Genomic DNA, 24,228 nt, shown 5'->3' on the forward strand with positions numbered 1-24,228 from the left:
CAGAATTCCGGTATCGAGCGGCTCGCTCTACTCCGGTCAAGGGCGCGATCAGACCACGCTGGTCTTGTGCACGTAGTCGACCAGACGAGTTAGCGCGTCGGGATCGGTACCGGGCAGTACGCCGTGACCCAGGTTGAAGATATGGCCCCGGGCAGCGCGGCCCTCGGCGAGGACCCGGGTCGCCTCGCCCTCGATCACCGCAGGGGGCGCGAACATGACGGCGGGATCGAGATTTCCCTGCACGGAGTGGCCGCGGCCGATTCGCTCGGCTGCCTCGTCGAGTGGGGTGCGCCAGTCGACTCCGACTACCTCGGCACCGGCCTCACCCATCGCCGTCATCAGCACGCCGGCGCCAACGCCGTAGTGGATGCGGGGCACGCCGGACGCGGCCAGTCCGCCCAGCACGGCCGAGGAGTGCGGCAGCACATAGCGCCGGTAGTCGGCCTCGGACAGGGCGCCGGCCCAGGAGTCGAACAGCTGCACGGCACTGACTCCGCCGTCCACCTGAGCGCGAAGGAACTCCAGGGCGATGTCGGCCAGTCGGCCCATCAGGGCGTGCCACAACTGGGGATTGCCGTACATCATCGTCTTGGTCTTCACGAAGTTCCGTGACGGCCCGCCCTCGATGAGGTAGGTGGCCAGCGTGAACGGCGCTCCGGCGAAGCCGATCAGCGGGGTTGCGCCCAGTTCGGCGACGAGCATCCGCACCGAGTCGGTGACGAAGCTGACGTCGCCGGCTGTGATGGGTCGCAACCGTCGCAGGTCGGATTCCTCGCGGATCGGCTCGGCCACCACCGGACCGGTGTCAGGGACAAGGTCCACGTTGATACCGGCCGGCATCAACGGTACGACGATGTCGCTGAAGAGGATTGCCGCGTCCACCGCGTGCCGGCGTACAGGCTGCAAGGTTATTTCGGTGACCACATCCGGCCGCCGGCACGATTCCAGCATGTTCAGGCCCCGTCGGGCCTGGTGGTACTCCGGCAGGGACCGACCGGCCTGGCGCATGAACCAGATAGGTGTGTAGGGCACCGGAAGCCCTTGGCACGCCTTGATGAAGACGGAATCGGCGGGCGTCATGCGCTCCTCCTCGAAGTTTCGGTGTTGCGCCTCGCGTGGCTGTCCATGAGCAACGCGATCGCCTCGGTCAGCTTGTGGGCGAAGGAGAGGCTCAACCATTCGTCCGGGGCGTGGACGTTGGAATCGGAACGGACAGCGCCGGTCACGACGAACTGCGCTTCCGGGTATCGGTTTCCCAGCATCTCCAGGAAGGGGATGCCGCCACCGAGACCAATGGCGGCTGAGGGACCGTCGAAGACCTCTTGTTCAGCTGTTTCGAGCGCGGCGGTCAGCCAGGACGCCGTCGGCCGGGCGTTCCAGCCGTTGATCAGCATCACGTCGGTGACGTCGACCTTCGCGCTATAGGGCACATCGGTCGTCAGCACGTCGATCAGCGCGCGGGCCGCGTGGTCCGCCTTCACCGTCGGCGGGAGACGGAAACTCAGCCGCACCGAGGTCGCTTGCCGTACCACCGGGACCGCCGCTGCCGGCTCGGGCAGTCCGGCGGCGGCGGTGACGGTGAGCGAGGGCCTCCACGTGTTGTTGAGAATCAGTTCCACCGCCTCGTCGGACATTTGCCGGGTGCCGGCGGTAAGCGGATATCGGGGCTGCTGCCGATCGGGAAGGCCGGTCAGCGCGGCCACCTCGGCCCGCCGGTGGCCGGGAATCGGCGCGTTCATCTCGGGCAGCCGAATCTCGCCGGTCGTCGCGTCCTCCAGCCGCTCGAGGAGCTGACGCACGATCCGGAAGGAATCGGGCACGATGCCGGCGGCCAGACCGGAGTGGACCGGGGTGTCGAGCACCTGAACGGTCAGGGTGGCCGAAACAAGCCCTCGCAAACTCTTCGTCAACCAGAGGCGCTTGTGGTCCTCGCCGCCGGAATCGAGGCAGATCACCAAGGAGACGTCCTTGAGGCGGTTCTGCAAAAGGTCAAGATAGGCGGGCAGGCTGCCGCTGGCCGACTCTTCCTCGGTCTCCAACAGCACGATCGAACGAGCGTGGACACCACCCGCAGCGGCCAGCGCGACGATTGCGCTGATCGCCACGTACGCGGAGTAGCTGTCGTCGACCGAGCCGCGACCGTACAGGCGGTCCCCGTCGAGCACGGGGGTCCACGCGTCACGGCCCGGCGACCACTCGCCCGTCGGCGGTTGCCTGTCCAGATGGCCGTAGAGAAGAACGGTGCCGAGGTCCACTCCCTCGGCGGTCGGCTGTGCCTCGACGACCAGCAGCGGCGGGCGGCCGTCGAGCTCGAGGACCTCGCACCGTACGTTCGGCAGTCCTCGGCCCTCCACCCACCGCTTGACATGCTCAGCTGCCGCGCGCAGATGCCCGTTGTCGGCCCAAGACCTGTCGTACGCAGTCGTTACGGCCGGTATCCGGATGAGCTCGGCGAGGTTCGGTACGGCCTGCTCGTCCCACTCGCGCGTGACAGCGGCGCGTAGTGATTCCGTGTCCATCGCGGACCTCCTCCACTTGTGGTCGCTAAAGGTGTTCGAGGATCAGGTCCGCGGCGGTCTCACCGCTGGTCACACAGGCAGGAATGCCGACACCGTCGAATGCCGCGCCGGCCAAGGCGATCCCCGGCCGCGGGGCCAGCGCGGCCCGAGCCGTGGCGATCCTTGCCAGATGTCCCGGCTCGTATTGCGGTAGGCCTGCGTACCATCGATGGACCCACGAGTCTTGCGGAGCCGGCACCCGTATCCCGATCAGCGCGCCCAAGTCGGCGCGGGCACGATCGGACAAGTAGCCGTCGCCGAGTCGAAGTTTGTCCTCGTCACCGGCTCGGCCGATCGACATCCGTACGAGCGCGGGGCTGTCAGGCCGGGTGGTTCCGGGCCATTTACGGCTGACGAAGGTAGCCGCCTTGATCAAGGTTTTCTCCTCGGCCGGCACAAGGAACCCCGACCGCTCGGGCAGGTCGGTGCCGGCGGGAAGCGCTATGCCGACCAACGCCACGTCGGCATAGCGCAGTGAACCGACCGCCTCCGATGCGTCCCGGTCGACGTCGGCCAACAACCGAGCAGCCTCAGCGGCCGGCACGGACAGGATCACCGCGTCCACCTCGTCGGCCCGCGGATCAGACGACGACCCGACCAGCAGACGCCATCCTCGTACCGTCGGCTGCAGGGACTGCACCGGCGTGCCCAGGTGCAGCCGGGCTCCCGAGGCGGTCAGGGCGGCGGCTACGAGCCGTTGCATACCGCCCCGGACCGCAGCGAAGACAGGCCTGCCCGGCGCTCGCACAGCTGCGGTCTGCACGGCACGCACGGCACCCGCGAGCGTGTGCTCGACCCGCGCCGCTTTCGCCAGCGCCGGGATCGTCACGGCCAGCGACAGTTGGTCGGCGCGGCCAGCGTAGACGCCGCCCAGCAGCGGATCGACCAGGCGATCCACAACCTGGTCGCCGTACCGCGCGCGTACCAGGGCGCCGACTGACACGTCCTGATCCGGCGACAGCAACGGGTGGCCATCATCGTGATCCAGCGACGTGTCCACCGCCGCCACGGCCGTGACCTGTGCCGGGTCAGCCGGGATCCCCATCAGCGTTCCGCCGGGAATGGAGACAAGCTGCCCGCCGAGCGCCAGGGCAGACGGCACCGAGGCCGGATGCATCACGTCGTCGCCCAGACCGACTCGCCGGACCAGCCGGACGGCGGACGACTCTCCTCCGGGACCGCCGTACAGGAACGCGTCGGGTCCGAATTCGACCGCCGTCCTGTCCAGCGCGCCGGTCTGCAGCTTGCCGCCCAGCACGGCACCCCGCTCGTACACGACGATCTCGGTGCCGTCGGGGGTGGTGTCTCGAAGTTTGACCGCCGCGGCCAAACCGGCAATGCCGCCGCCCACGACGGCGATCCGCTTATGCATGTCATCGACGGTGGCAGAGGCGTATCGCATCCGCGGTCAGCGGGGTGGCTGCGTGTGAGCCGCCTCAAGACAAAGAACTATCGATGGTATTAGGCGTACTTCGCGAAATACCGGGGCCCTGTGCCACTACCGCCGGCGTTCGAAGAGCGAGATTCTCGCCTCACTCCGTGAGATTCCAGGCATCGCTGGCGTAACCCCCCTTTGTGCGGCGCCGGACGCGTCGCACTGCAAAGGAGAAGCAGACATGGCCATCGACGAACTGGACTTCCAAACCAGTATCTTCGACAAGGAATTCATCACCCTCGCGGGCACCCGTGAAAGCATCGTGCGTGGCGGCCGGGACCTGTTCGGCCGCCTGCCCCGCGCGTTCGAGGGCATCAACCAGATCGCGGTGATCGGCTGGGGCCCGCAAGGGTCCGCGCAGGCCCAGAACCTGCGTGACTCGCTCGCCGGACACCTCAAAGTCGTCGTCGGACTACGGAACGGCTCATCATCGTTCGCCACGGCCCGGGCCGCGGGCTTCAGCGAATCCGAGGGCACGCTGGGCGAGATGTACGAGGTCATCGCCGCCTCCGACATGGTGCTGCTGCTCATCTCGGACGCCGCCATGGCCGAGCAGTACGAGCAGATCTTCGCCGCCCTGCGCCCAGGAGCGACTCTTGGGCTGTCGCACGGGTTCCTGCTCGCCCACCTACAGCATCAGGGTGCCCGGTTCCCCGAGAACATCGACGTCATCGCGGTGTGCCCCAAGGGCATGGGGGCCTCGGTGCGCGCCCTGTACCTGCAGGGTCAGGAAACCAACGGCGCCGGCATCAACGCCAGCTTCGCCGTTGAACAGGACCGCAGCGGCCAGGCGGTCGACCGGGCGCTGGGCTGGTCGGTCGCGCTCGGCGCGCCGTACACCTTCCAGACCACCCTGCGCTCGGAGTACCTCTCGGACCTGACCGGGGAACGGGCGATCCTGCTCGGCGGCGTGCACGGCATCGTCGAGAGCCTGTACCGACGTTTCCGTGAAAGCGGCATGAGCGAGACCGACGCGTACCGCAACTCAGTCGACTGCGTGACCGGTCCGGTCTCGCGGACGGTGTCCAAGGAGGGCCTCATCGGGCTCTACGAACGGCTCAGCGCCCAGGACCGGGAGATCTTCGGGCAGGCGTACGCGGCCGCCTACCCGGTCGGGCTGGAGCTCACGCATGAGATCTACGACGAGGTCGCGTCCGGTAATGAGATCCGCAGCGTCATCCTCGCCGGGGATCGGCTCGGCCGTTTCCCGATGGGAAAGATCGACCAGGCCGACATGTGGCGTGCGGGCGAGGTCGCGCGCCGCGACCGCGACGACGACGCGCTGCCCCTGAACGCCTTCACGGCGGGCACCTTCTGCGGCGTGATGATGGCGCAGATCGACACCTTCATCGAGAAGGGCCACCCCTACTCGGAGATCGCCAACGAGTCGGTCATCGAGGCGACCGACTCACTCAACCCGTACATGCACGCCCGTGGGGTCGCCTACATGGTCGACAACTGCTCTACGACAGCCCGCCTCGGCTCGCGCAAATGGGCGCCGCGCTTCGACTATCTGCTCACCCAGACGGCCTACCCCGCAGTCGACCACGGAACCCGTGAACTCGACACCACGCTGGTCAAGGCGTTCATCGAGCACCCGATCCACGCGGTGCTGCAGACGTGCGCCCAGATGCGCCCGTCGGTCGACATCTTCGTCCAGTGACCGTGTCCTTCGACGTAAGGATGCTCAATCTGCTCCTCGACAGCTACCTGAAGCTGACCGGCAAGGAACTCGTCCCCGCCGGCCGGCGCGGGCCGGCGGCGGCGAAGTGGCTGTACGAGGCCCCGCTCGGGGTGCTGATGCACGACACATCGCCCGACCCACTGTTCATCTACGCCAACCGCACGGCCCTTCGCCTCTTCGGCTACGGCCGTGACGAATTCATCGGACTGCCGTCACGGCTGTCCGCGGGAGAACAGGACCGCGAAACACGGGACCGGCTGATGGCCTCCGTGCTGCGGGACGGATACACCGACGGCTACAGCGGACCGCGGATCCGCAAGGACGGCACGCAATTCCAGATCGAGGTGTCCTCGATCTGGAATGTCCTCGACCCCGACGCCGCCATCGTCGGTCAGGCAGCCATGATCAGACGCTGGCGAAGCCAGTGAGGCACGGCGGCGGCCCGCCGGCGACGACCACGGACCGCCGCCCCCAAGGGACCGAATGAAATCGCGCGACCGTCGTTTCCTCCACCGGCGGTCAGGTGTGCAGCGGCGTACGACGGGGAATCACCTTGCGGTGACCGTACCCGCGCATTGTCCGGCGTCCCCGCCCCACAACGTCAGACTCTGTTAGCGTCAGCGGGTTCGCAGGGCGTCGGCGAGCAGGCCGAGCATGCGACTGGTGCGCTGTGGGTCGTGCCCGGCTGTCAGGAAGATGCCGTGCAGCATGCCGGCGGCGTCCTCCGGGTCGACGTCGCCGCGAAGGGTGCCGGCCCGCGCCCCGCTGTCGAGAATGGCGCGGAACGCGCCAGTGACTCGCTCGCGGGTCTGCGGACCGATCCGGCCGGCGGCGAAACTGCTGCGCAGGGTGTCCATCATGCCCCGTTTGGTGGCCAGGAAGGCGGCGTACCGCTCGAGCCAGGCGAGGAGCGCGTCGTCGGGCGGCAACTGGCCGAGCAGGGTCGCCGCACTCGTGGCGACGTCCTCGAGCTCGGCGGCGTAGACCGCCTCGACCAGCGCCTCACGGGTCGGGAAGTGCCGGTAGAGCGTGCCCACCCCGACCCCGGCGTCGCGGGCGACGGCCACCATCGCCAAGGATTCGCCGCCGTCGGCGAGCGCCGCGCGGGCGGCGGCGAGCACCTTGTCCCGGTTGCGCAGGGCGTCGGCGCGCCCCTTGGCCGGCCCGGAGGCCGAAGTGGGATCTGTCAAAGCGGAAAGCCTTCCGTTTCGTGCTAGCGTGCGTAAGCGGAAGCCCTTCCGCTTCCCCATTCTCGCACGAGAGCAGGTCCGCATGCCCTTCACCTTCGCCGGCCGTCACGTCGCCCGCATCGGCTACGGCGCGATGCAGTTGTCCCGCCTGCGCGACGACCGCGCCGCCGCGATCGCGCTGCTGCGCCGCGCCGTGGAACTCGGCGTCGACCACATCGACACCGCGCAGTTCTACGGCTTCGGCTTCGTCAACGACCTGCTGCGCGAGGCGGTGCACCCCGCCGACGGCGTGCTGATCGTCAGCAAGGTCGGCGCCGCGCCCGATCCGGGCGGGCAGCGCCCGCTGCGGTTCGCGCAGCGGCCGGAGGAACTGCGGGCCGCAGTCGAGGACAACCTGGCCACGCTGGGCCTGGAGCAGATCCCGGTGGTGAACCTGCGTCGCGCCGACGCCGGCCCGATCGGGCTGGAACTCCCCGACGACCAGGTCGTGGACCTCGACGACCAACTCGCCGAAATGGCCGCCCTGCGCGATGAGGGCAAGATCGGCGCGATCGGCCTGAGCAGCGTCTCGCTGGAGGTACTCCGCCGCGCACTGCCGGCCGGCATCGCCTGCGTACAGAACGCTCACAGCCTGGTCGACCGCAGCGCCGAGGAGATGCTGGAGCTCTGCCTGGCCGAAGAGATCGCCTGGGTGCCGTACTTCCCGCTGGGTAGCGCCGCGCCCCACCTGCCGAAAGTGACCGACGCCCCGGCGGTGATCGCCGCCGCCGCGACCTCCGGATTCACGCCCGCACAGATCGGTCTCGCCTGGCTGTTGCACCGCGCCCCGAACGTGCTGCTCATCCCGGGCACCGCCACCATGGCCCATCTGGAGGCGAACATGGCCGCGGGCGACGTCCCGCTCGACGTCACCGCGTCCGTCAGCTGAGGATGCCTACCCACGCTCCTCACGGGCAAATTCCACCGGCTTCACGAAGCGGGCAGGATCGTGCCGCGAGGCGTGGTTCATGGCTCGCGGTTGCGGAAGGTCTGCCGGTAGTCGCGGGGCGGCACGCCTCGACGCTGGACGAACTGATCGCGAAGGGCGGCGGCGTTGGTGTAGCCGACGTGGTGGGCGATGTTCTCGACGGACAGGTCGGTGGTCTCGAGGAGCTCTTCGGCTTGATACAGGCGCTGAGTGGTCAGCCAGGCATGCGGTGACGTCCCGGTAGCCTGCCGGAATCGGCGCAAGAACGTACGGCGGCTGGTCATCGCCAGAGTGGCGAGCTGGTCCACCGAAGGGCGCCGGTGAAGGTTCTGCCGGGCCCAGCTGAGCACCTCGTCGATCCCGTCGTCCCCGCTGCTGGAGGTGGCTGGGGTGTCGAGGTACTGCGCCTGGCCGCCGGCACGATGCGGCGGTGTGACCAGGTCCCGGGCGATGCGGTTGGCGACTGTCGCACCATGGTGTGTCCGCAGCAGGTGAAGGCTCAGGTCGATTCCAGCAGTGGCTCCGGCCCCGGTGGAGACCTGGCCGTGGTCGATGTACAGCGCGTCGCGGCGCACCGTGACCTCGGGGTAGGTGACGGCCATCTCGTCGGCGTACTGCCAGTGGGTGGTCGCGTCCAGTCCGTCGAGGAGGCCGGCGGCGGCCAGCAGGAACGACCCGACACAGTGGCCGGCCACGATCGCTCCGCGTCGGTGGGCGGCCCGCAGCGCCTCCAGCAGGTCGTCGTCGTGGTCCTGGCGGAACCCGGTGCCGGGTAACACCATGATCAGCTCGGCGCTGGGAAATGCGTCCAAGCCGTGCTCGATCTGCAAAGGCACGCCGCTGTCGGTACGCAGGATGCCAGGGCGGCGAGCGCAGATCGTCAGGTCGAAGATCGGAAGACCGGGACGGAGATCGAAGACCCCGTTCGCGGCGAAGATTCCGGTTGTCACGCCGAGGCCCAAGGCGGTTACGCCGGGTGGGGCGTAGGCGACGACGCGGTTGAAGACATTCATCGTCGTATATTGGCACGAAATCCGTGATCGATGGCATTCGGGCCACTTTTCTTCCCATCGAGCGAGCGTCAGGCTCGGTATCGCCCTTGCTGATGGCACGGGCACCACGAGTCCACAGCCAATTCTGGGAGCGCACATGGCAATGCGAAAAATAGTTCACGTTCTCACCGCGGCGGCGGTGACCCTGGCCGCTCTGGTGATCACGGCCGACCCGGCTCGGGCCGACGTGATCGTGCCGCCGCGCCAGAGCGGGCACATCTGTTCCAACTACTCGAGCATCACCAGTCAGATCAAGTGGCAGACCTGCGCCTGGGCCGACAACAACGAGTTGTACTTCACGGTCAACTTCGCCAACAACTCATCTATGGGCCTGTTCGTGGACCGTATCGATTTGGGTTACGTGGCGAACGGAGCAGTGACGAGCGTATGCCACACCTTCACCAATTTCTACGCTCCATCGGGCCGGACGTCGCAGACTGACACGGCCGTCTGCGCCTTCCCCCGCACCCGGGCGTACGCCACCCAAGCGCAGGCCCGGGTTGTCGAGACCTACTTCGGCTCGTACAACGTCTTCCAGCGCAGCGACTCGCTGCAAGCGCAGTACTGAAGGCTCGGTGCCGAGCACCCTGGAACTCGGCATTCACGGTGGGCAGATTCGGGTGGTCCGCTTCGTGGCGCCCCGGACAAGCTCCGGCACCTAGGTCCGGTGGCGGATGCCTGGAAAGACTTGCTCGAGTTCAGGAAGACCCGCCGGCGAGCGACCTGATCCGGCACTGGTCGACGATCCGGAAAGGAGCGTCTCGCATCGAGGCGCTAGCGCACCTACCAGCAAATACTGAAGGGACGTTAATGCGAAATTTGCGGACAGTGGCATCGTTAATCTTGATCGCAACCGCGGTTTTCGGACTGAACGTGGTGACCTCCGGCCCGGCGGCAGCGGCGTCAGGCACCTGGCGATCTTATGAAAACGATAACAATCCCATCAAATACAGCCCACATTTCTGGGATTGTGCCGCAACAAAGGAGATCGCGAACGATATTTTCGCGCAGCTCTGCGTCGTCAAGCGCGACTCGTCGCCGCACGCCGGGACGGCGGCGGTGATCGTACGCAACAATCGGTCCACCTTGTACAGTGCGGAAGCTCGGGGTGATCTGGTGGCTTTCGCTGACAAGTCTCACTTGGGTTACTGGACTTGCTCGCGCTCCGGCGTCGGACCGGGCACTTGGTCGGTGTGCTGGGGCCAGTGGGTGGTGACAAGTCGATTCGTGGAAGCGAACGCGGGTGGAGTAAATGGCGTTGCCCTTCCGCACCGAGAGGTCGGCGTTTAGTGCCGTGACCACGCGGGTGCCGTCAGCAGAGGCGAAAGCCTCTTGCTGGCGGCACCGTGCCTCAGCTGCCGTCGGCCGTGAGCACACCGACCGGATCAGGGCGGTCGGATCAGGGCGGTCGAAGGCTGCAGCGGCATCGGCCGGCATGTTGCCCCGCGTCGGGTCACCCCGCGGTGAGACTGTCCTGGACGTGCCCTCGAAGCCGTCCGCCCGGCGTGGGTGTTCTCCACGGGCCAAGGGCGGTGCTCGCGCTGGGTTGTGACACGGCCATGCCGTACGGCCATGCCCATCCGAAGTCCAGTGCGTTCTTGGTGCTGGCGGCGTTCGAGCCGTAGGTGCGAGACATCGACAGGGTGCCGCCGTGGTCGTAGACGGTCACGTCCGTTGCGGGTTCGACCAGCGCGCCGGTATCGGTTTGCACGGGGTCGCCGTGACAGGCGTTGCACGGCGCAGCTTCCGACGGGTTGCTTCCGCCAATCGTCTCGCCTGGCAGGCTAGGCCCGCCTGGGGCGACCGGGATCTTCGCCTTGAGGATTTTCCGTAGTGAGGATCCGTCTGCTGCGAACAGGTACTTTCCGTCGGAGGCCAACCCGGTGATCGCCGTGAAGCTGGCATCGCCATAGAGACCGTCGACGTGTCCAACCAAGCCGGACCCTGCGATGAGCGCGGTGGTGCCGTAGTTCTTGCTGATTCGGGTGATGGTGGTGGCGGTGTAGGGCGACGTATTGCTGGCGTAAGCGGCGTAGAGGAAGTCGCCGACCGAGACCAGGGCCTGAACGGCGGTGTAGGGCAGGGTGGCGGTGATTTGGGTGGTGGCGCCGGTGGCCGGGTCGATGCGGTAGAGGCTGCCGAGGCCGTCCGGCTGGTAGACGTAGCTGCCGTCGGCGGCGATGTTGCGGGCGCCGCCGTAGAGCCGGGCATTGGTCGGCACCGAGGTGAAGCGGTTGCCGCTGACCAGGTCGTAACGCCAAAGGTTACTGCTGCCGGCGATGTAGAGCCACCGGCCCGACACGGTGCCGAAGCCGAGGTGGTCGTATCGGCCGGGTGAGCTAGCCAGGGTGGTGGTGGCGCCGGTGTCCGGGTCGGCGCGGCGACTGAGGTCGCCGCGGTCGGCGCCAGCACGCTGCGCGCCTACCGGGCCCGCGACGAGAACGAGGTGCCGCTAGTCCGGGGTGGGGTGCATGACCTCGTACGGGAAATGCAGCTGGACCGAGGTGCGGCCGGGGACCGATTCGGTGATCACGACATCGGCGAGCTGCCGGGCCAGCCACAGCCCACGGCCGCCGGGAGCGGCGCCGGTCATTTGGGGGCGGCGGTAGCCGGCCGTGGCCGCAATGGGGCGGCCTGCGGTGTCGTCGCACTGCACGATGAGGGTGTCGTGGCCGTTCCAGGCGCGTACACGTACCGGCGTAGTGCCGTGACGCAGGCCGTTGGCGGCCACTTCGACGGCGGCCACGACCACGTCATCGGCCGGTTCTTCGGCGAAATGGTGTTTGCCGGCCCAGGGGCGCAGCACCGTGCGTAACCGGCTCAGATCGGCCACGTCGGTCAAGACGAGTTCGTGGTCGACGTCGGCCGGAGCGGGCTGCAGCGGCAGGTTGTGCCGTTGGGTCAGGTAGCGCTCGGCGCCCAGGTAGAGCGGGGACGGAAGGCGGCCGGCGGGGGTGAGAAGGTAGCGGTGGGTGGCGCGGACGCCGTCGAGGACAGCGGCCGGATGATGCCGCCGGTTCCAGATACATGTGACCGCCCCGTCGTAGGGGGCGTAGCTGTCGTTGCAGACCGCCTCGTAGGCCAGGTAGGCGGCCGTACGGTCGGCGTGCAGCCCGGCGTCCACGCCGGTGTCCAGGTCCGGCTCGGCGATCACGTGCATGCGGCGGCCGGCGGTGTGCTGCTCGGCCAGGTAGTGGCGGAAGTTTTCGTAGGCGAATCCGAGGCGCTGGTAGAAGGCCGATGGGTCGCCCCAGCGCAGTACGCCGTCGACGTCGCCGATGTGCTCGGCCAGCGCCGTGCGGGTGTCTTCACCGACCACGAGCAGAATCTCGTCGTAGCGGCCCGCCGAGCGGCGCAGCTCGGATGCGAGCACGGTGAGCAGCTCGTCGCCGGAGTCAGTGATCAGCGCTGTGTGCACCATACCGTGGCCGCGCTCCGGCGCGGCGGCTCGGCCGCTGAGCCGGGCTATCGTGACGCACCGGGAGCGGTGTCGTGGTCGTCGCGGTCCAGCTGCGTTTGGAACGGGTGCCGCAGGCGCTGCATCGTCTCCACGCTGCGGTCGACCTGCGGGCAGCTCGGCGCCGGGGCGGCACACGGTTCGAGCGAAAAGGCCGGCATGGTAGCGGGCACGAGATCTCCTATGGGGCCGAAAAGGGGTGAACCATTCCAATGGGTACCCCGACTGTGTGACCTCAACCCGCAGGGGCCTCACCTTTCGTATCCGCTCCCCAGGGCGGCGCCGCATGCACACCGGTTGACATGCCTTCTCAGGGGTACGTACCTCGTGCAGCACTCGAGTACGACGACGTGGAGGTATTGCCATGGCTTTCGACGACAAGGTCGACAACAAGGCCGAGGAGCTCGGCGGCAAGGCCAAAGAAGGCATCGGCAAGGCCACCGACGACAAGAGCCTCGAGGCGGAGGGTAAGGCCGACCAGGGCGGCTCGAAGCTGAAGCAGGCCGGCGAGAACATCAAGGACGCCTTCAAGTCCTGAGCTCAAGCCTCATGGGAGCAGGCCGCGACGCAATGTCGCGGCCTGCTCCCATGTTGTCATCAGGTGATCTGATCCGCCGGCTGTGACGTTCACACCAGCGGACCCGATTCCGGGTTGCCTCAAGGCACCATCGGTGGGTTCACCTGAGGCGAGGGAGAGTTCATGAGCGGTGTCGAGGTGCTGGCCGGAACGGCCCCGGTCCCGGGCACGGCTCCACCGGTGGCATGCGCGCCGTCATCCTCGCCTCGCTGGCCCTGGGCTCCTACCGCAACGCCCGCCGGGCCGGCCTCACCCTCGTCGACACCTACCACCACATCGACCAGGCGGTCCGTGGCCACGACCGCGCCGGCTTAATCACCGCCGTGCTCGCCGAGATCGATCAGCGGACCGGGCTGCTGCGAGTCATCTCGGCCGGTCATCCCAGCCGGATCGTGCTGCGCGCCGGCCAAGTCGTCAAGGTTCTGTCCACGCCCACCGCCCTGCCGGTCGCCTTGGGCGACAAACGGCCACCTGTCGTGGTGGAGGAAGCCCTGGAAGGGTCTGGCGTGCCGGCCGTGCCCGGTGACGGGGACCAGGCCGGGGCTGTGCGCGACGATGTCCACGCCCCGGGGCAGGCGTCTCGTCCACTCGTGCACGAGGTACATCGCCGCGAGCCTGCTCGTCGCGTACGCGGTGTAGCCCGCGGCGACGGTTGCCGGCGAGGGGAAGGCGCCGGGCCGGGCCAGGACGTTCGGGTCGGCCCAGCGTGGCGCCAGGGTCAGTCCGTACGTGTGCCGCAGATCCCCGAAGTGTGTTCCGCTGTTCGTGATCACGATCCGGGCCGGACCGACGAGCCGGGATTCGAGTGCCCGTAGCAGCAGGTGGTTGGCGAGCACGTTCACGGCGAACGTCGTCTCGAGGCCGTCCGGCGTGGTGTGCAGGGCATCGGTGAACTGGACGCCCGCGTTGCCGACGAACCCTCGCAGCGGCGGCAGGTCTCCCCCGTCGAGCAGAGCGCCCACGGCTCGGCCGGCCGACTCGACACTGTCGATGCTCGCCAATTCGGTGTTCACAACCGTGACCCGGTCATCGGCCCGCAGCTCACGCACCGCCTCGGCGGTGGTGGTCTCACGTGCGAGGACGACGAGCCGGAGCTTCGGGTCGTCCTGCAGCAGGGCGGCGGCGGCGAAGCGTCCAATCCCTCGCGTTGCGCCCGTCATGACGAGCGTGTGCATATTGTTCTCCGTTCCGGCGTCTGGTGCCCTTTCTCGTGCCGACGACGCTAGAGAGATCGCTGAGAGAAAACAGTGGACACTCGGCTGTCCCTCGCAGGAGGGACAGGAGCCGGCCATCCTTGAAACTGCGGCAGGACCCGGTTTTTGTCCCCCGAGCGAGCTACGCGTAGGTGTCCACCATGCGGTGACGATTTCCGGGCCGTTGATCCATAGCGTTCCTTCCAGCGCGGCGCCCGGGCCGCGGGCCTGGTGGAGGAGTCGTCATGCGTTTCGTGAAGCAGTTCTTGGCCGTGCTGGCCGTCATGGTGGTGGGCGGTCAGGCGACCGCCGCGGTGCAGGACAACCCGTGGCTGACCCTCGCGGCCGGCCTGCTGTCGGCGGTCCTGGTCATCATCACCTACCGCTGGGTGGTGCGGCGCACCGAGCATCGTGACGTCACCGAGCTGGCCGGCGGCGTTTCCCGCTTCTTCGCGGGGGCGCTGATCGGCTCCGCGATGTTCGCGTCGGTCGCGGTCAACTTGGCCTTCAACGGCGGCCTCCACGTCGGCGGCATCGGCTCGGTGCCGAACACGTTCGGCATCCTCGGGTTCATGGCGGCCGCCGCCGTGACCGAGGAGGTACTGTTCCGGGGGGTGCTGTTCCGGATCGTCGAGGAGCGGCTCGGCACGTACCCGTCGCTGATCCTGACCGGTGTGGCATTCGGCGCGATGCACCTGTTCAACGACGAGGCCACCCTGTGGGGGGCGCTCGCCATCGCCGTCGAGGCCGGGTTCATGCTGGCCGCCTGCTTCGCCGCCTTCCGCAACCTGTGGGTGCCCATCGGCCTGCACTTCGCCTGGAACTTCCTGCTGGCCGGCATCTTCAGCCTCACGTCGTCCGGCAACGGCCTCGGCCGGGGCCTGCTCGACGTCACGATCACCGGTCCGGAGCTGTTCACCGGCGGCGAGTTCGGCCCGGAGGGCGGTGTGGCGGCGGTCGGCGCGGGCACCCTGCTGACCCTCGTCTTCCTCATCGTGGCCCACCGCCGCGGTCACATCGTCCGGCCGGGTGGCCGGAGTGCCGGCGTCACCGCGGTCGCTACGGTTGCCCGATGATCGATGTCGCGCGAGTCGCGGAGCGGTGGCGGAGGCTCCCCGTCCCGGTCCGCGATCTCCCCCTGGCGCTGGCGCTGGCCCTGGTCTCGCTGGCGCCCGAGGTGAACAGCCACGGCACCCAGGTCGGCGATGTGCCCACCCGGCCGCTGGACGCGTTCGCGGTCGCCGTCGTCGCCGTGGAGTGCCTGCCGCTGGCGATCCGCCGCCGCTGGCCGGCCGCCGGCCTGGCGCTGGTGTCGCTCGGGTTCGCCGCCGATCAGCTCCGCGGGTACCACACCCTCGCCGCCACCGCGTTGACCGTCGCCGTGTTCAGCGCGGGCGCCCACCTGGAGCGGTACCGGCGCACCACCGTCGTGCTGGTCACCGTCGGGTACGGGGCGCTGGCCGTGGCGCTCGCCGGGAACGGCGCGTCCGAGAGCCCGGCCGGCTTCGCCACCTTCTACGCGGGGATGGCGGTGCTGTGGTGGTTCGGCTCGCACCTGCGGACCGCCCGCGCCGCCGAGGCGGAACGCCGGTGGGCCGTGGCCGAGGCGAGCCGAGCGGCCGAGCGCACCCGCATCGCCCGGGAGCTGCACGACGTGGTCACTCACCACGTGACGGCGATGGTGGTGCAGGCCGAGGCGGCCCGCTACCTGACCGCCCAGCCGGAACGCCTGGAGCTGACCCTGACCGCGATCACCGGGACCGGCCGCCGGGCCGTCTCCGACCTGCGCAAGTTGCTCGACCTGCTGAACCCGGAGCACGGCGCCGAACCGCTCACCCCGTCCGTCGGGGAGCTGCGCGCCCTGGTGGAGCAGACCCGGCAGGCTGGGCAGCCGGTCGAGTTCACCGAGGACGGCGGTCCCCCGCAGACGTCCGGCAGCACCGAGGTCGCGGTGTACCGGGTCGTGCAGGAGGCGCTGACGAACGCTCTCAAGCACGCGCACGGCAGCCGCACCGCCGTCCACGTGCGCCACGCGCCGGGAGAGACGACGGTTGAGGTGAGCACCGAGGACGCGGGGTCGCGGCTCGCGTCCCCGGGCGGCAGCGGCCGCGGCCTGGCCGGGCTGCGCGAGCGCGTCGGCGTGCTCGGCGGCGAGTTCAGCGCGGGCCGCGGCGCCGACGGCGGGTTCGTCGTGCGGGCCCGCATCCCCGCCGGGAGCCCGTCATGACGGCCTCGATCCGGGTGGTGGTCTGCGACGACCAGGCGCTGATCCGGATGGGTTTCGCGACGATCATCGACGCCCAGTCCGACCTGGAGGTGGTCGGCGAGTGCGGCGACGGCCGCGCCGCCGTCGACCTGGCCGCCCGGGTACGGCCCGACGTCGTCGTGATGGACGTGCGGATGCCAGTGCTCGACGGCATCGAGGCCACCCGGCTGCTCGCGGGCGCCGGCGTCGCCGACCCCGTCAAGGTTCTCGTCGTCACCACGTTCAACCTCGACGAGTACGTGTACGAGGCGCTGCGCGCGGGGGCCAGCGGTTTCCTGCTCAAAGACGCTCCGCCCGCCCAGCTGCTGCACGGCATCCGCACGGTCGCGACCGGTGCCGCCCTCCTGGCGCCCGAGGTCACCCGGCAGCTCGTCGGCCGGTACGCGGCCCGCATCCGGCCCGCCGACGGCGCCACGGTCGACCCGGCGCTGACCCCGCGCGAGCTGGAGGTGCTGCGCCTGATCGCGAACGGCCTGTCCAACGGCGAGATCGCCGCGACCCTCGTGATCAGTCAGGAGACCGTCAAGACGTACGTGTCTCGCATCCTGGCCAAGCTGGGCCTGCGCGACCGCGTGCAGGCGGTCGTCTACGCGTACCGCCAAGGCCTGTGCACCTAGCTCGGCACTTCAGGCCCTGCCGAGCCGGCTCGGCAAGGCCGTACCCGTACGGGCCAGGTCGTGCAGCTCGGTTCGGAACCGGGCCATCCACTGATCGATCTCGGCTCCGGTCCACCACAGCCGCCGGGGCGAGTATGTCCAGACGATTCGGGTCGTGCCGCCGGCGACGGCGCACTCGACGTGGAGCGGCGGCTGCCGCACGCCGGCCCCGGGATCCCGCACGTCGGCGATGGCGGCCGCGCTCAGCGAGAAGAGGCCGCTGCGGCTCCGCGTCGGCATCTCGCCCTGGAAGTTGAACCCCAGCGTCGGAGCCGGGGCCTGGCGGAGGCTCTGTCGCAGGTGCGGATCGTCGTTCAGGTACTTGAGAGCTTGGAAGGACAGACCGGCGGACGGGACACCGGCGAGCCGTTCGCTCACCGCGGTCAGCGTCTCGGCTGGGTCCTGGGACCGGCTGTCGTCGAAAGCGAGCGGGAAGGTGCAGTGCAGATCGCCGACCGTGCGCGAGAGATCGAGGCCGTGCACGGCGGTCTGTCGGCCCGAACCGGAGAGCTCGGCCACGAGACGCCCGCAGCTCCACTGGCGCTGAGCGGTCCGGACCAGCGCCGTGAGCAGGGTGGTGGCGAGCGGTGCGCGACCGGCGCCCGGCCCGGCCATTCCTACGTTGCGGAGCGCACGCGTCTCCTCGGGCGGCAGGCGGTGACTGGCGGAGGCCAGGTCTTCGGTCTGTACGCCGGGAAGCGTCAGCGGGTCGTAGGTGGCCGGTGGTGGGACTGCGAGCTGAGCCCGCCAGAACTCCAGATCCGCCTTGGCGCCCCCGCGGGCGAAGTCGTTCAGCCAGCCGGAGAACACCTCGAAGCGCGCCGATGTCCGGGCCAGCCGCAGGGGCTCGGCCTGTTCGTCCAGCCGGCACAGCTGGTCCAGGTCGTTGAGCAGGATGCCGAGCGTGACCGTGTCCATGACGAGGTGGTTGACCGCGATGAACAGGCGTTGCCTGGGGCCGGTCTCGATCAGGAGGAGACGTATCAGCCGGCCGTGCTCGACGTTGACGCGGCGATGCTGCTCGAGCAGGAGCGACGGGAGCGCGTCGGGCCGGTCCAGCGTGACCGACTCGACGGCGAAACTGCCCTCGACGTCGCCGTAGCGCTGCGCGAATCGGCCGTCGTCCCGGCGGAACCGCAGGCGCAGCGCTTCATGCCGGGCGACCAGCGCTGACGCGGCCCGGCGGAGGCGGTCGGGGGTGAGCGGCCGGTGGACGTCGAGCATGACCGTACGGGTTCCCCCGTCCCAATGCCCCGTCTCCAGGGCGTGCCGCTGGGCGGCGCTGAACGGGACGTCACCGGTGTCCGGCGCCTCGCCCGGCTCGGGAGGCGCCGGCTCGAAGTGCCGTACCAGCGTGACCGCCATCGCCCGCAGGGTCGAGTCGTTGCCGAAACTCGCCGGCGGGAGGCGTGCACCGGTCCGATCCTCGACGCGCTGGGCCAGATCGATCAACCCGAGCGAGTCGAGGCCGACGTCGAGGAGCGGCCGATCCACCGCTACGTCGTTCGGGTCGGCCAGTCGCAGCACCTCCGCGACTTCGGTCTGCAGCAGCCGGAGCACGTAATCCGGCTCGCCGCCCGGGCCCAGCCGGGGCAGCGTCTTTCGCGTCAGCCTGCGTTGTCCCGAGATCACCGACGAACGCAGCGAGCCGGCCGTCCACTGGCGCTTGCATTGTGCGCGCCGCAGCTTTCCGCTGGTCGTCTTCGGGATGGTGTCCGGTCTCAGCAGCAGCACCTCGTGACACTGCACTCCGCAGTGCGAGGTCACCGCGGCCCGGATCGCGGAGGCCGCGCGGTCCAGCGGAATCGGCTTCCTGTTCCGCAGGGCCTTTCTGCGCAGCTCGGCCGCCACCACGACCCGTTCGACGCCGTCGACCCGCACCCCGAAGGCGACCGCGTTACCCGGCCGCAGGATCGGATCGGCCGCCACGACCGCCGCTTCCAGATCCTGCGGATGAATGTTGCGGCCCCCGACGATGATGACGTCCTTGAGGCGGCCGCACAGGAACACCTCGCCGTCGTCGCCGATCACCCCGAGATCGCCGGTACGCAGGAAACGCCGCCCGTCGTCCGGGCCGTTCCCGGTCGTCAGGCGCGCGGCGAAGACGGCCGCGTTCTCCTCCTCCGTCCGTCCCCAGTAACCGCTCGACACGCTGGGACTGGAGATCCACAGCTCACCCACGGCGTAGGGCGGGCACGGCCGCCGGGTCACGGGGTCGACGGCGATCACCGAGACACCCCACTCCGCGTCGGGCACGCCGCTGCCCACGAGGGTCACCGCGGGTGCGCCCGGGGCCGGCGCGACGATCACGCCGTCGCGATCCAGCCGGGCCCGGTCCCCGTGGAGCAGCGTCGGCCTCCGCCCGACCCGGCCGCAGACGAACAGCACGGCCTCGGCCATGCCGTAGACGTTGCCGAACGACGTCGGATCGAAGCCCATCCGGCTGAACGCGGCTTCGAAGCGGTCCATCGTGGCGGCCAGCATCGGCTCACCGCCCTGCAGGGTGGAGCGGACCGACGAGAGGTCGAACGAGTCGCCGTCGCGCAGACCGCGCAACACGTAGTCGTAGCCGAAGTTGGGCCCGGCGATGTGCGTGCCGCGGTAGCGATCGATCGCCTCGAGCCAGAGACGCGGAGAGGTAAGGAAGGTCATCGAGGAGAAGGCGATGCAGCGCGCCCCGGTGTACATCGCGTTGAGGATCCCGCCGGCCAGACCCATGTCGTGGAACAACGGCACCCAGCCCACGAGCACCGACTCGCTGTCGACCAGGGTGTTGCGCGCGATCAGCTCGAGGTTGTGCGTCAGATTCCGGTGCCGCACGACGACGCCCCGGGGCTCCGACGTCGAGCCGGAGGTGTACTGCAGGTACACGACGTCGTCCGGGCCGAACCGGGCGGCCGCGCGGGCCAGCCGGGCCGCGGCCGCTTCCGGATCGGCGCGTTTGGCGCGATCGGACAGCAGCCAGGCGAGGTCGGGCCAGCTCGACGTCTCGCGGCCGTGCCAGCGGCCCGCCACGCCGTCGCGGACCGAGGCCAGCGTGATCAGCCTGCGGTATTTCGCATGGGTGAGGGCGACGCGGGCGCCGCAGTCCTCGGCGATGTGCCGGAGCTTGGGCAGCTCCCGGTCGAGATGCCGCGGGTCCGGGCCGGCCACCGGGACCGCGATCGCGCCGAGGAGCATGCACCCGAAGAAGCTCGCGACGAACTCCAGACCGTCGGGCGGGAAGACGAGCAGCACGCGGTCGCCGGGTGCGACCCCGGCCGCCTGCAGGAAGTCGGCGATGCCGGCCGCCCGTCGCACGATCTCCTGGTGGTCGGCGGTGTCGATCTGTTTCCCGTGGCGATCGAGGAACGTGTAGAGGGGCGCCCCGGGCGCGGCGTCGAGCCGGTCGGCCATGGTGGTCAGCAGGCTCGCGGACATCCGGGACTCCGATGAATGGGGAGTGACTGGTTTCGGACGTTACACCGGTCGTCGGGGCGGGAACCGGTTCCGCTGTGGAGCTGCCGAATTGTCCGTACGGTTGCTCGACGCACCGGTCATCCGTTCTCTTCGTACCGGCGGTCGTTCGGCCGGTGGCACCGGACGCCGGCGAGCCGGGCGCTCAGGTCGAGCCGCGGAGGATCAGCGTGGTGGGCAGTGTCGTCGGTTCCGGTGGGGTCGCCGTGCCGGCGAGCATGGCCATGAGGGACTCCGCGGCCGCTGTGCCGAAGCCGGTCTTGTCCTGCGTGACGGTGGTCAGGCCGGGCGGGATCAGCGCCGCCACCTCGATGTCGTCGAAACCGATGACGGCGACGTCGCCGGGCACACGCAGGCCGGCCTCACGGATCGCCTTGATCGCGCCGACCGCCATCTCGTCGCCGGCGGCGAACACGGCGGTCGGGCGGGGGTCGCGGGCCAGCAGTTTCGTCATGGCGGCGTGCCCGCTGTCCAGATAGAAGTCGCCGGCCACGACGTCGTCGTCGGCCAGGGGGATCCCGGCCTCGGCGAGCGCCTCCCGGAAGCCGGCCAGGCGTTGCGCGGCCGGCCAGTTGCGGGCCGGACCGGTGATCGTGGCGATGTGCCGGTGACCGCGCTCTATCAGGTGGGTCGCGGCCAGCCGGCCGCCGCCGGCGTTGTCGGAGGTGATGTAGGTGCAGTTCGGCCCGGTGAAGCGCAGGTCGAGGGCGACACAGGGCACTTCGGCGTCGACCAGGGCCAGCACCGCGGGGTCCCGGCTGCCGTTGTCGATGATGACCACGCCGTCGACGTTGTGGCGCTGGACGGCGCGCAGGAAACGCCTCGGGTCGCCCGGGCCGGCGCCCGGGTCGGGAGCGAGCATGAGCAGGTGGAGGCCGTGTGTGCTGAGCGCGCTCTTCAGCGCGACCAGGATGTCCTGCAGGAACGGATGCCGCCAGCCGGGGCGGCGGTGGTCGGTGTCCCACACGAGGCCGACCATGTGTGACTTCTTGGTCGCGAGGGTGCGGGCCGACTCGTTCGGCAGGTACCCGATCTCGGCGGCCATGCCGAGAACGAGCTGGCGCGTCTGCTGGCTGACCACCTCCGGGGTGTTGAAGACGCGGGACACGGTGGCGACGGAGACGCCGCACCGGCGTGCCAATTCTCTGATGCTGGACACGGCGAACACCCTAATGTAACCGGTTTCAAAACCGTAACAGCGCCGTGTCGGACGAGTCAACACAGTGGATCGCGTTACCGTTTCGTGACTTGACGGGAGCGGCACTCATCGATGCAGACTCTTCGCTCAAGGGGCCACACCCACTCCTTCGAAGTGATTCTCCGGCCGCATCCATGCCGGGCTTTCTATCGACTCAGCTCGTTCGACACTTCCGTTCTGCGGTATGTAACCGGTTTCATGTAACCGATTACATCAGGTGAAAAGGGGAGAACTGCCATGCTTTTGTCTCGATCCGTGCGGGCGGTGACCGCGGCGGCGGTGGCCGCGGTGATGCTGACCGCGTGCGGCTCCGGCAGCGACGACGGCGCGGGCAGCGACGGCGGCAACGTCACGCTGAACGTCAACTTGTTCGGCAACTTCGGCTACCAGGAGCTGTACGAGGAGTACGAGAAGGCGAACCCCAACGTCAAGATCAAAGAAAGCACGGCCGCCTACAACGATCATCACCGCAACCTCGCCACGCACCTTGCCACCAACTCGGGCGCCGGCGACATCGAGGCGGTCGACACCGGCTTCATCGCGCAGATGCGCGAGGTCGGCAAGCAGTTCACCGACCTCGGCACCGAGCGCCAGTCGGAGTACCTGCCCTGGAAGTGGCAGGCGTCGCTGACCAAGGACGGCCAGCAGATCGGGTACGGCACCGACGTCGGCGGCCTGGCCATCTGTTACCGGCGCGACCTGTTCCAGAAGGCCGGCCTGCCCACCGACCGCGACCAGGTCTCCGCGTCGTGGGCGAGCGGCTGGGACAAGTACATCGAGCAGGGCAAGAAGTACACCGAGAAGGCGCCGGCGGGCACCGCGTTCTTCGACGGCGCGGGCGCGCTGTACAACGCCGTCATCGGGCAGGCCCCGGTGGGCTTCTACAACGAGGACAACACCGTCGTCGTCGGCAACAACCCCGAGGTGCGCAAGGCCTGGGACCTGGTCGTCCAGGCGGTGCAGAGCAACCTGTCGGCCAAGCTGATCGAGAGCTCCCCTGAGTGGAACAACGGCTTCGCCAAGGGCCAGTTCGCGACCATCGCCTGCCCCGCCTGGATGATGGCCAAGATCAAGGACCAGTCCAAGAACGCGGCCGGCAAGTGGGATGTGGCGGCCGTGCCCGGCGGTGGCGGCAACTGGGGTGGCTCGTACCTGACCGTGCCCAAGCAGGGCAAGCACGCCGAGGAGGCGAAGAAGCTCGCCGCCTGGCTCACCGCGCCCGAGCAGCAGGCCAAGGTCTTCACCTCCAAGGGGCTGCTGCCCTCCATCCCGGCGCTGTACGACAAGCCGGAGATCGCTCAGTACAAGGACCCGTTCTTCAACGACGCGCCGGTCGGCAAGATCTTCACGACGGCCGCCAAGGAGCTGAAGCCGCAGTACCAGGGCCCGCGCACCGGTGACATCCAGACCACCATCCGCGACGGCCTGGTGCGCATCGAGCAGGGCAAGCAGAGCTCCGACGAGTCCTGGCAGCAGACCGTCAGCGACGTCGAGCGCCTCGCCAAGTAGCCCACCCGTACGGCCGGCGGTCCCCTGAGGATCGCCGGCCGTCCGGCGAGAAAAGGATCGACCATGGCCATCCCTGCGCTGACCGCCCGCCGGGCGAGACTGAACCGGCTCGACACCAAGGGCTCGCCCTACCTGTACGTACTCCCGTTCTTCCTGCTCTTCGGCGCGTTCGGTCTCTTCCCGCTGATCTACACCGGATACGTCTCGTTCAACGACTGGAACCTTCTCGACGCCGGCGCGCACGAATGGGTCGGCCTGGCCAACTACCGCGAGCTGCTGCAGGACCCGTACTTCTGGAACTCGCTCGGCAACACGCTGAGCATCTGGGTGCTGTCCACGGTGCCGCAGCTGCTCGCCGCGCTCTGGATCGCGCACCTGCTCAACCACAAGCTGCGGGCCCGCACCAGCCTGCGCATGGGTGTGCTGCTGCCGAACATCACGTCCATCGTCGCGGTGACGATCGTCTTCACCCAGCTGTTCGGCCGCGACTTCGGCATGGTGAACTGGCTGCTCGGCGTGGTCGGCATCGGCCCGGTCGACTGGCAGGCCGACACGTGGAGCTCCCACCTGGCCATCTCCATCATCGTGGCCTGGCGCTGGACCGGCTACAACGCCCTGATCTACCTCGCTTCCATGCAGGCCATTCCCCATGACCTGTACGAAGCCGCGGAGCTCGACGGCGCCTCGTCGGCGCAGCAGTTCTGGAAGATCACGGTGCCGATGCTGCGCCCGACGATCATCTTCACCGCGGTGATCTCGACGATCGGCGGCCTGCAGATCATCGCCGAGCCGCTGCTGTTCGCCGGCAGCTCGACGCCCACGGGCGGCTCCGACCGGCAGTTCCAGACGGCCGCGCTGTTCATGTACGAGCAGGGCTTCCGTGAGTTCCGATTCGGCTACGCCTCCGCCATCGCCTGGACGCTGTGCCTCGTCATCGCCGTCTTCGCGCTCGCCAATTACCTGATCACCCGGCGCATCGCCAACGACGAGGAGTAGTCGTGACCGTTCTCGCCGACCCACCGTCCACCCG

Annotated in this window: 21 protein-coding genes and 1 pseudogene; 12 read left to right on the top strand and 10 right to left on the bottom strand. The window is 69.0% G+C overall.

The window, feature by feature from the left end; translation table 11 throughout:
• Window positions 1–48 precede the first annotated feature (48 nt).
• Genes hemE through hemG form a run of 3 tightly spaced genes read right to left on the bottom strand, consistent with a single transcriptional unit; the run spans window position 49 to window position 3,930 of the window.
• Entirely contained in the window at window positions 49–1,080 is a 1,032-nt protein-coding gene (gene hemE / locus AB0J66_RS38560) for a uroporphyrinogen decarboxylase (protein WP_364671933.1), read from the bottom strand.
• On the bottom strand, window positions 1,077–2,519 hold the full coding sequence (locus AB0J66_RS38565; protein ID WP_364671934.1) for a M20/M25/M40 family metallo-hydrolase: 1,443 nt from the start codon (window positions 2,517–2,519) through the stop codon (window positions 1,077–1,079). Before AB0J66_RS38565 ends, hemE begins: the two co-directional genes overlap by 4 nt.
• Before the next feature lie 25 nt (window positions 2,520–2,544).
• Window positions 2,545–3,930, bottom strand: a complete 1,386-nt coding sequence (gene hemG, locus AB0J66_RS38570; protein WP_364671936.1) for a protoporphyrinogen oxidase — start codon at window positions 3,928–3,930, stop codon at window positions 2,545–2,547.
• Between the two features lie 244 nt (window positions 3,931–4,174).
• Between hemG and AB0J66_RS38575 the strand changes: the two genes are divergently transcribed.
• Entirely contained in the window at window positions 4,175–5,656 is a 1,482-nt protein-coding gene (locus AB0J66_RS38575; RefSeq protein ID WP_364671938.1) for a hypothetical protein, read from the top strand.
• Window positions 5,653–6,105, top strand: a complete 453-nt coding sequence (locus AB0J66_RS38580) for an MEKHLA domain-containing protein (RefSeq protein WP_364671940.1) — start codon at window positions 5,653–5,655, stop codon at window positions 6,103–6,105. Before AB0J66_RS38575 ends, AB0J66_RS38580 begins: the two co-directional genes overlap by 4 nt.
• A 189-nt stretch (window positions 6,106–6,294) precedes the next feature.
• On the opposite strand, the gene AB0J66_RS38585 is transcribed toward AB0J66_RS38580, so the two are convergent.
• Complete coding sequence (locus tag AB0J66_RS38585) at window positions 6,295–6,867, bottom strand: TetR/AcrR family transcriptional regulator (RefSeq protein ID WP_364671941.1); 573 nt, start codon at window positions 6,865–6,867, stop codon at window positions 6,295–6,297.
• 82 nt (window positions 6,868–6,949) lie between these two features.
• Between AB0J66_RS38585 and AB0J66_RS38590 the strand changes: the two genes are divergently transcribed.
• Complete coding sequence (locus tag AB0J66_RS38590) at window positions 6,950–7,795, top strand: aldo/keto reductase (RefSeq protein ID WP_364671942.1); 846 nt, start codon at window positions 6,950–6,952, stop codon at window positions 7,793–7,795.
• A gap of 77 nt (window positions 7,796–7,872) precedes the next feature.
• Here AB0J66_RS38590 and AB0J66_RS38595 read toward each other — a convergent pair whose 3' ends face one another.
• Window positions 7,873–8,847 (bottom strand): helix-turn-helix domain-containing protein, encoded by a 975-nt coding sequence (locus AB0J66_RS38595; RefSeq protein ID WP_364671944.1) that lies wholly within the window; start codon window positions 8,845–8,847, stop codon window positions 7,873–7,875.
• Between the two features lie 142 nt (window positions 8,848–8,989).
• On the opposite strand from AB0J66_RS38595, the gene AB0J66_RS38600 reads away from it, so the two are divergent.
• Both AB0J66_RS38600 and AB0J66_RS38605 read left to right on the top strand, forming a co-directional pair.
• Complete coding sequence (locus AB0J66_RS38600) at window positions 8,990–9,454, top strand: hypothetical protein (protein ID WP_364671945.1); 465 nt, start codon at window positions 8,990–8,992, stop codon at window positions 9,452–9,454.
• A 275-nt stretch (window positions 9,455–9,729) separates the two neighbouring features.
• Entirely contained in the window at window positions 9,730–10,176 is a 447-nt protein-coding gene (locus AB0J66_RS38605; protein WP_364671947.1) for a hypothetical protein, read from the top strand.
• 163 nt (window positions 10,177–10,339) lie between these two features.
• Here the strand turns inward: AB0J66_RS38605 and AB0J66_RS38610 are convergent, their stop codons facing one another.
• Together AB0J66_RS38610 and AB0J66_RS38615 are read right to left on the bottom strand one after the other, a co-directional pair.
• On the bottom strand, window positions 10,340–11,188 hold the full coding sequence (locus AB0J66_RS38610; RefSeq protein WP_364671949.1) for a DUF6531 domain-containing protein: 849 nt from the start codon (window positions 11,186–11,188) through the stop codon (window positions 10,340–10,342).
• 150 nt (window positions 11,189–11,338) lie between these two features.
• On the bottom strand, window positions 11,339–12,307 hold the full coding sequence (locus AB0J66_RS38615; RefSeq protein WP_364671950.1) for a sensor histidine kinase: 969 nt from the start codon (window positions 12,305–12,307) through the stop codon (window positions 11,339–11,341).
• Between the two features lie 400 nt (window positions 12,308–12,707).
• Between AB0J66_RS38615 and AB0J66_RS38620 the strand changes: the two genes are divergently transcribed.
• Together AB0J66_RS38620 and AB0J66_RS38625 are read left to right on the top strand one after the other, a co-directional pair.
• Entirely contained in the window at window positions 12,708–12,881 is a 174-nt protein-coding gene (locus tag AB0J66_RS38620) for a CsbD family protein (RefSeq protein WP_364671952.1), read from the top strand.
• A 224-nt stretch (window positions 12,882–13,105) separates the two neighbouring features.
• Entirely contained in the window at window positions 13,106–13,735 is a 630-nt protein-coding gene (locus AB0J66_RS38625; RefSeq protein WP_364671985.1) for a SpoIIE family protein phosphatase, read from the top strand.
• Here AB0J66_RS38625 and AB0J66_RS38630 read toward each other — a convergent pair.
• A pseudogene (locus AB0J66_RS38630) lies at window positions 13,688–14,212 on the bottom strand (SDR family NAD(P)-dependent oxidoreductase); the annotation flags it as partial. The gene AB0J66_RS38625 and the pseudogene AB0J66_RS38630 sit on opposite strands and share 48 nt — an antisense overlap.
• A 146-nt stretch (window positions 14,213–14,358) precedes the next feature.
• On the opposite strand from AB0J66_RS38630, the gene AB0J66_RS38635 reads away from it, so the two are divergent.
• The 3 genes from AB0J66_RS38635 to AB0J66_RS38645 are packed head-to-tail and all read left to right on the top strand — an operon-like array spanning window position 14,359 to window position 16,996.
• The gene (locus tag AB0J66_RS38635; RefSeq protein WP_364671953.1) at window positions 14,359–15,189 is read left to right on the top strand and encodes a CPBP family intramembrane glutamic endopeptidase; all 831 of its coding nucleotides are present in this window, start codon (window positions 14,359–14,361) and stop codon (window positions 15,187–15,189) included.
• Window positions 15,186–16,340 carry a histidine kinase gene (locus tag AB0J66_RS38640; RefSeq protein ID WP_364671955.1) on the top strand — a complete coding sequence of 385 codons (1,155 nt, stop codon included), beginning with the start codon at window positions 15,186–15,188 and terminating at the stop codon, window positions 16,338–16,340. Before AB0J66_RS38635 ends, AB0J66_RS38640 begins: the two co-directional genes overlap by 4 nt.
• Entirely contained in the window at window positions 16,337–16,996 is a 660-nt protein-coding gene (locus tag AB0J66_RS38645; RefSeq protein ID WP_364671956.1) for a response regulator transcription factor, read from the top strand. The genes AB0J66_RS38640 and AB0J66_RS38645 overlap by 4 nt, the downstream gene beginning before the upstream one ends.
• 9 nt (window positions 16,997–17,005) lie before the next feature.
• Here AB0J66_RS38645 and AB0J66_RS38650 read toward each other — a convergent pair whose 3' ends face one another.
• Complete coding sequence (locus AB0J66_RS38650; protein WP_364671958.1) at window positions 17,006–20,455, bottom strand: AMP-binding protein; 3,450 nt, start codon at window positions 20,453–20,455, stop codon at window positions 17,006–17,008.
• 181 nt (window positions 20,456–20,636) lie between these two features.
• Window positions 20,637–21,650, bottom strand: a complete 1,014-nt coding sequence (locus AB0J66_RS38655) for a LacI family DNA-binding transcriptional regulator (protein ID WP_364671959.1) — start codon at window positions 21,648–21,650, stop codon at window positions 20,637–20,639.
• A 276-nt stretch (window positions 21,651–21,926) separates the two neighbouring features.
• On the opposite strand from AB0J66_RS38655, the gene AB0J66_RS38660 reads away from it, so the two are divergent.
• Complete coding sequence (locus AB0J66_RS38660) at window positions 21,927–23,198, top strand: extracellular solute-binding protein (RefSeq protein WP_364671961.1); 1,272 nt, start codon at window positions 21,927–21,929, stop codon at window positions 23,196–23,198.
• Between the two features lie 63 nt (window positions 23,199–23,261).
• The gene (locus AB0J66_RS38665; protein WP_364671963.1) at window positions 23,262–24,194 is read left to right on the top strand and encodes a sugar ABC transporter permease; all 933 of its coding nucleotides are present in this window, start codon (window positions 23,262–23,264) and stop codon (window positions 24,192–24,194) included.
• The last annotated feature ends 34 nt before the right edge of the window (window positions 24,195–24,228 follow it).

The organism is Actinoplanes sp. NPDC049598 (genome assembly GCF_040675435.1).
In the GTDB taxonomy this organism is placed as follows: Bacteria; Actinomycetota; Actinomycetes; order Mycobacteriales; family Micromonosporaceae; genus Actinoplanes.

Coding starts and splice junctions, on each gene's coding strand:
- hemE (WP_364671933.1), bottom strand. CDS start 1,080: ATGACGCCCGCCGATTCCGTCTTCATCAAGGCGTGCCAAGGGCTTCCG.
- AB0J66_RS38565 (WP_364671934.1), bottom strand. CDS start 2,519: ATGGACACGGAATCACTACGCGCCGCTGTCACGCGCGAGTGGGACGAG.
- hemG (WP_364671936.1), bottom strand. CDS start 3,930: ATGCATAAGCGGATCGCCGTCGTGGGCGGCGGCATTGCCGGTTTGGCC.
- AB0J66_RS38575 (WP_364671938.1), top strand. CDS start 4,175: ATGGCCATCGACGAACTGGACTTCCAAACCAGTATCTTCGACAAGGAA.
- AB0J66_RS38590 (WP_364671942.1), top strand. CDS start 6,950: ATGCCCTTCACCTTCGCCGGCCGTCACGTCGCCCGCATCGGCTACGGC.
- AB0J66_RS38595 (WP_364671944.1), bottom strand. CDS start 8,847: ATGAATGTCTTCAACCGCGTCGTCGCCTACGCCCCACCCGGCGTAACC.
- AB0J66_RS38600 (WP_364671945.1), top strand. CDS start 8,990: ATGCGAAAAATAGTTCACGTTCTCACCGCGGCGGCGGTGACCCTGGCC.
- AB0J66_RS38615 (WP_364671950.1), bottom strand. CDS start 12,307: ATGGTGCACACAGCGCTGATCACTGACTCCGGCGACGAGCTGCTCACC.
- AB0J66_RS38620 (WP_364671952.1), top strand. CDS start 12,708: ATGGCTTTCGACGACAAGGTCGACAACAAGGCCGAGGAGCTCGGCGGC.
- AB0J66_RS38625 (WP_364671985.1), top strand. CDS start 13,106: ATGCGCGCCGTCATCCTCGCCTCGCTGGCCCTGGGCTCCTACCGCAAC.
- AB0J66_RS38635 (WP_364671953.1), top strand. CDS start 14,359: ATGCGTTTCGTGAAGCAGTTCTTGGCCGTGCTGGCCGTCATGGTGGTG.
- AB0J66_RS38640 (WP_364671955.1), top strand. CDS start 15,186: ATGATCGATGTCGCGCGAGTCGCGGAGCGGTGGCGGAGGCTCCCCGTC.
- AB0J66_RS38645 (WP_364671956.1), top strand. CDS start 16,337: ATGACGGCCTCGATCCGGGTGGTGGTCTGCGACGACCAGGCGCTGATC.
- AB0J66_RS38650 (WP_364671958.1), bottom strand. CDS start 20,455: ATGTCCGCGAGCCTGCTGACCACCATGGCCGACCGGCTCGACGCCGCG.
- AB0J66_RS38660 (WP_364671961.1), top strand. CDS start 21,927: ATGCTTTTGTCTCGATCCGTGCGGGCGGTGACCGCGGCGGCGGTGGCC.
- AB0J66_RS38665 (WP_364671963.1), top strand. CDS start 23,262: ATGGCCATCCCTGCGCTGACCGCCCGCCGGGCGAGACTGAACCGGCTC.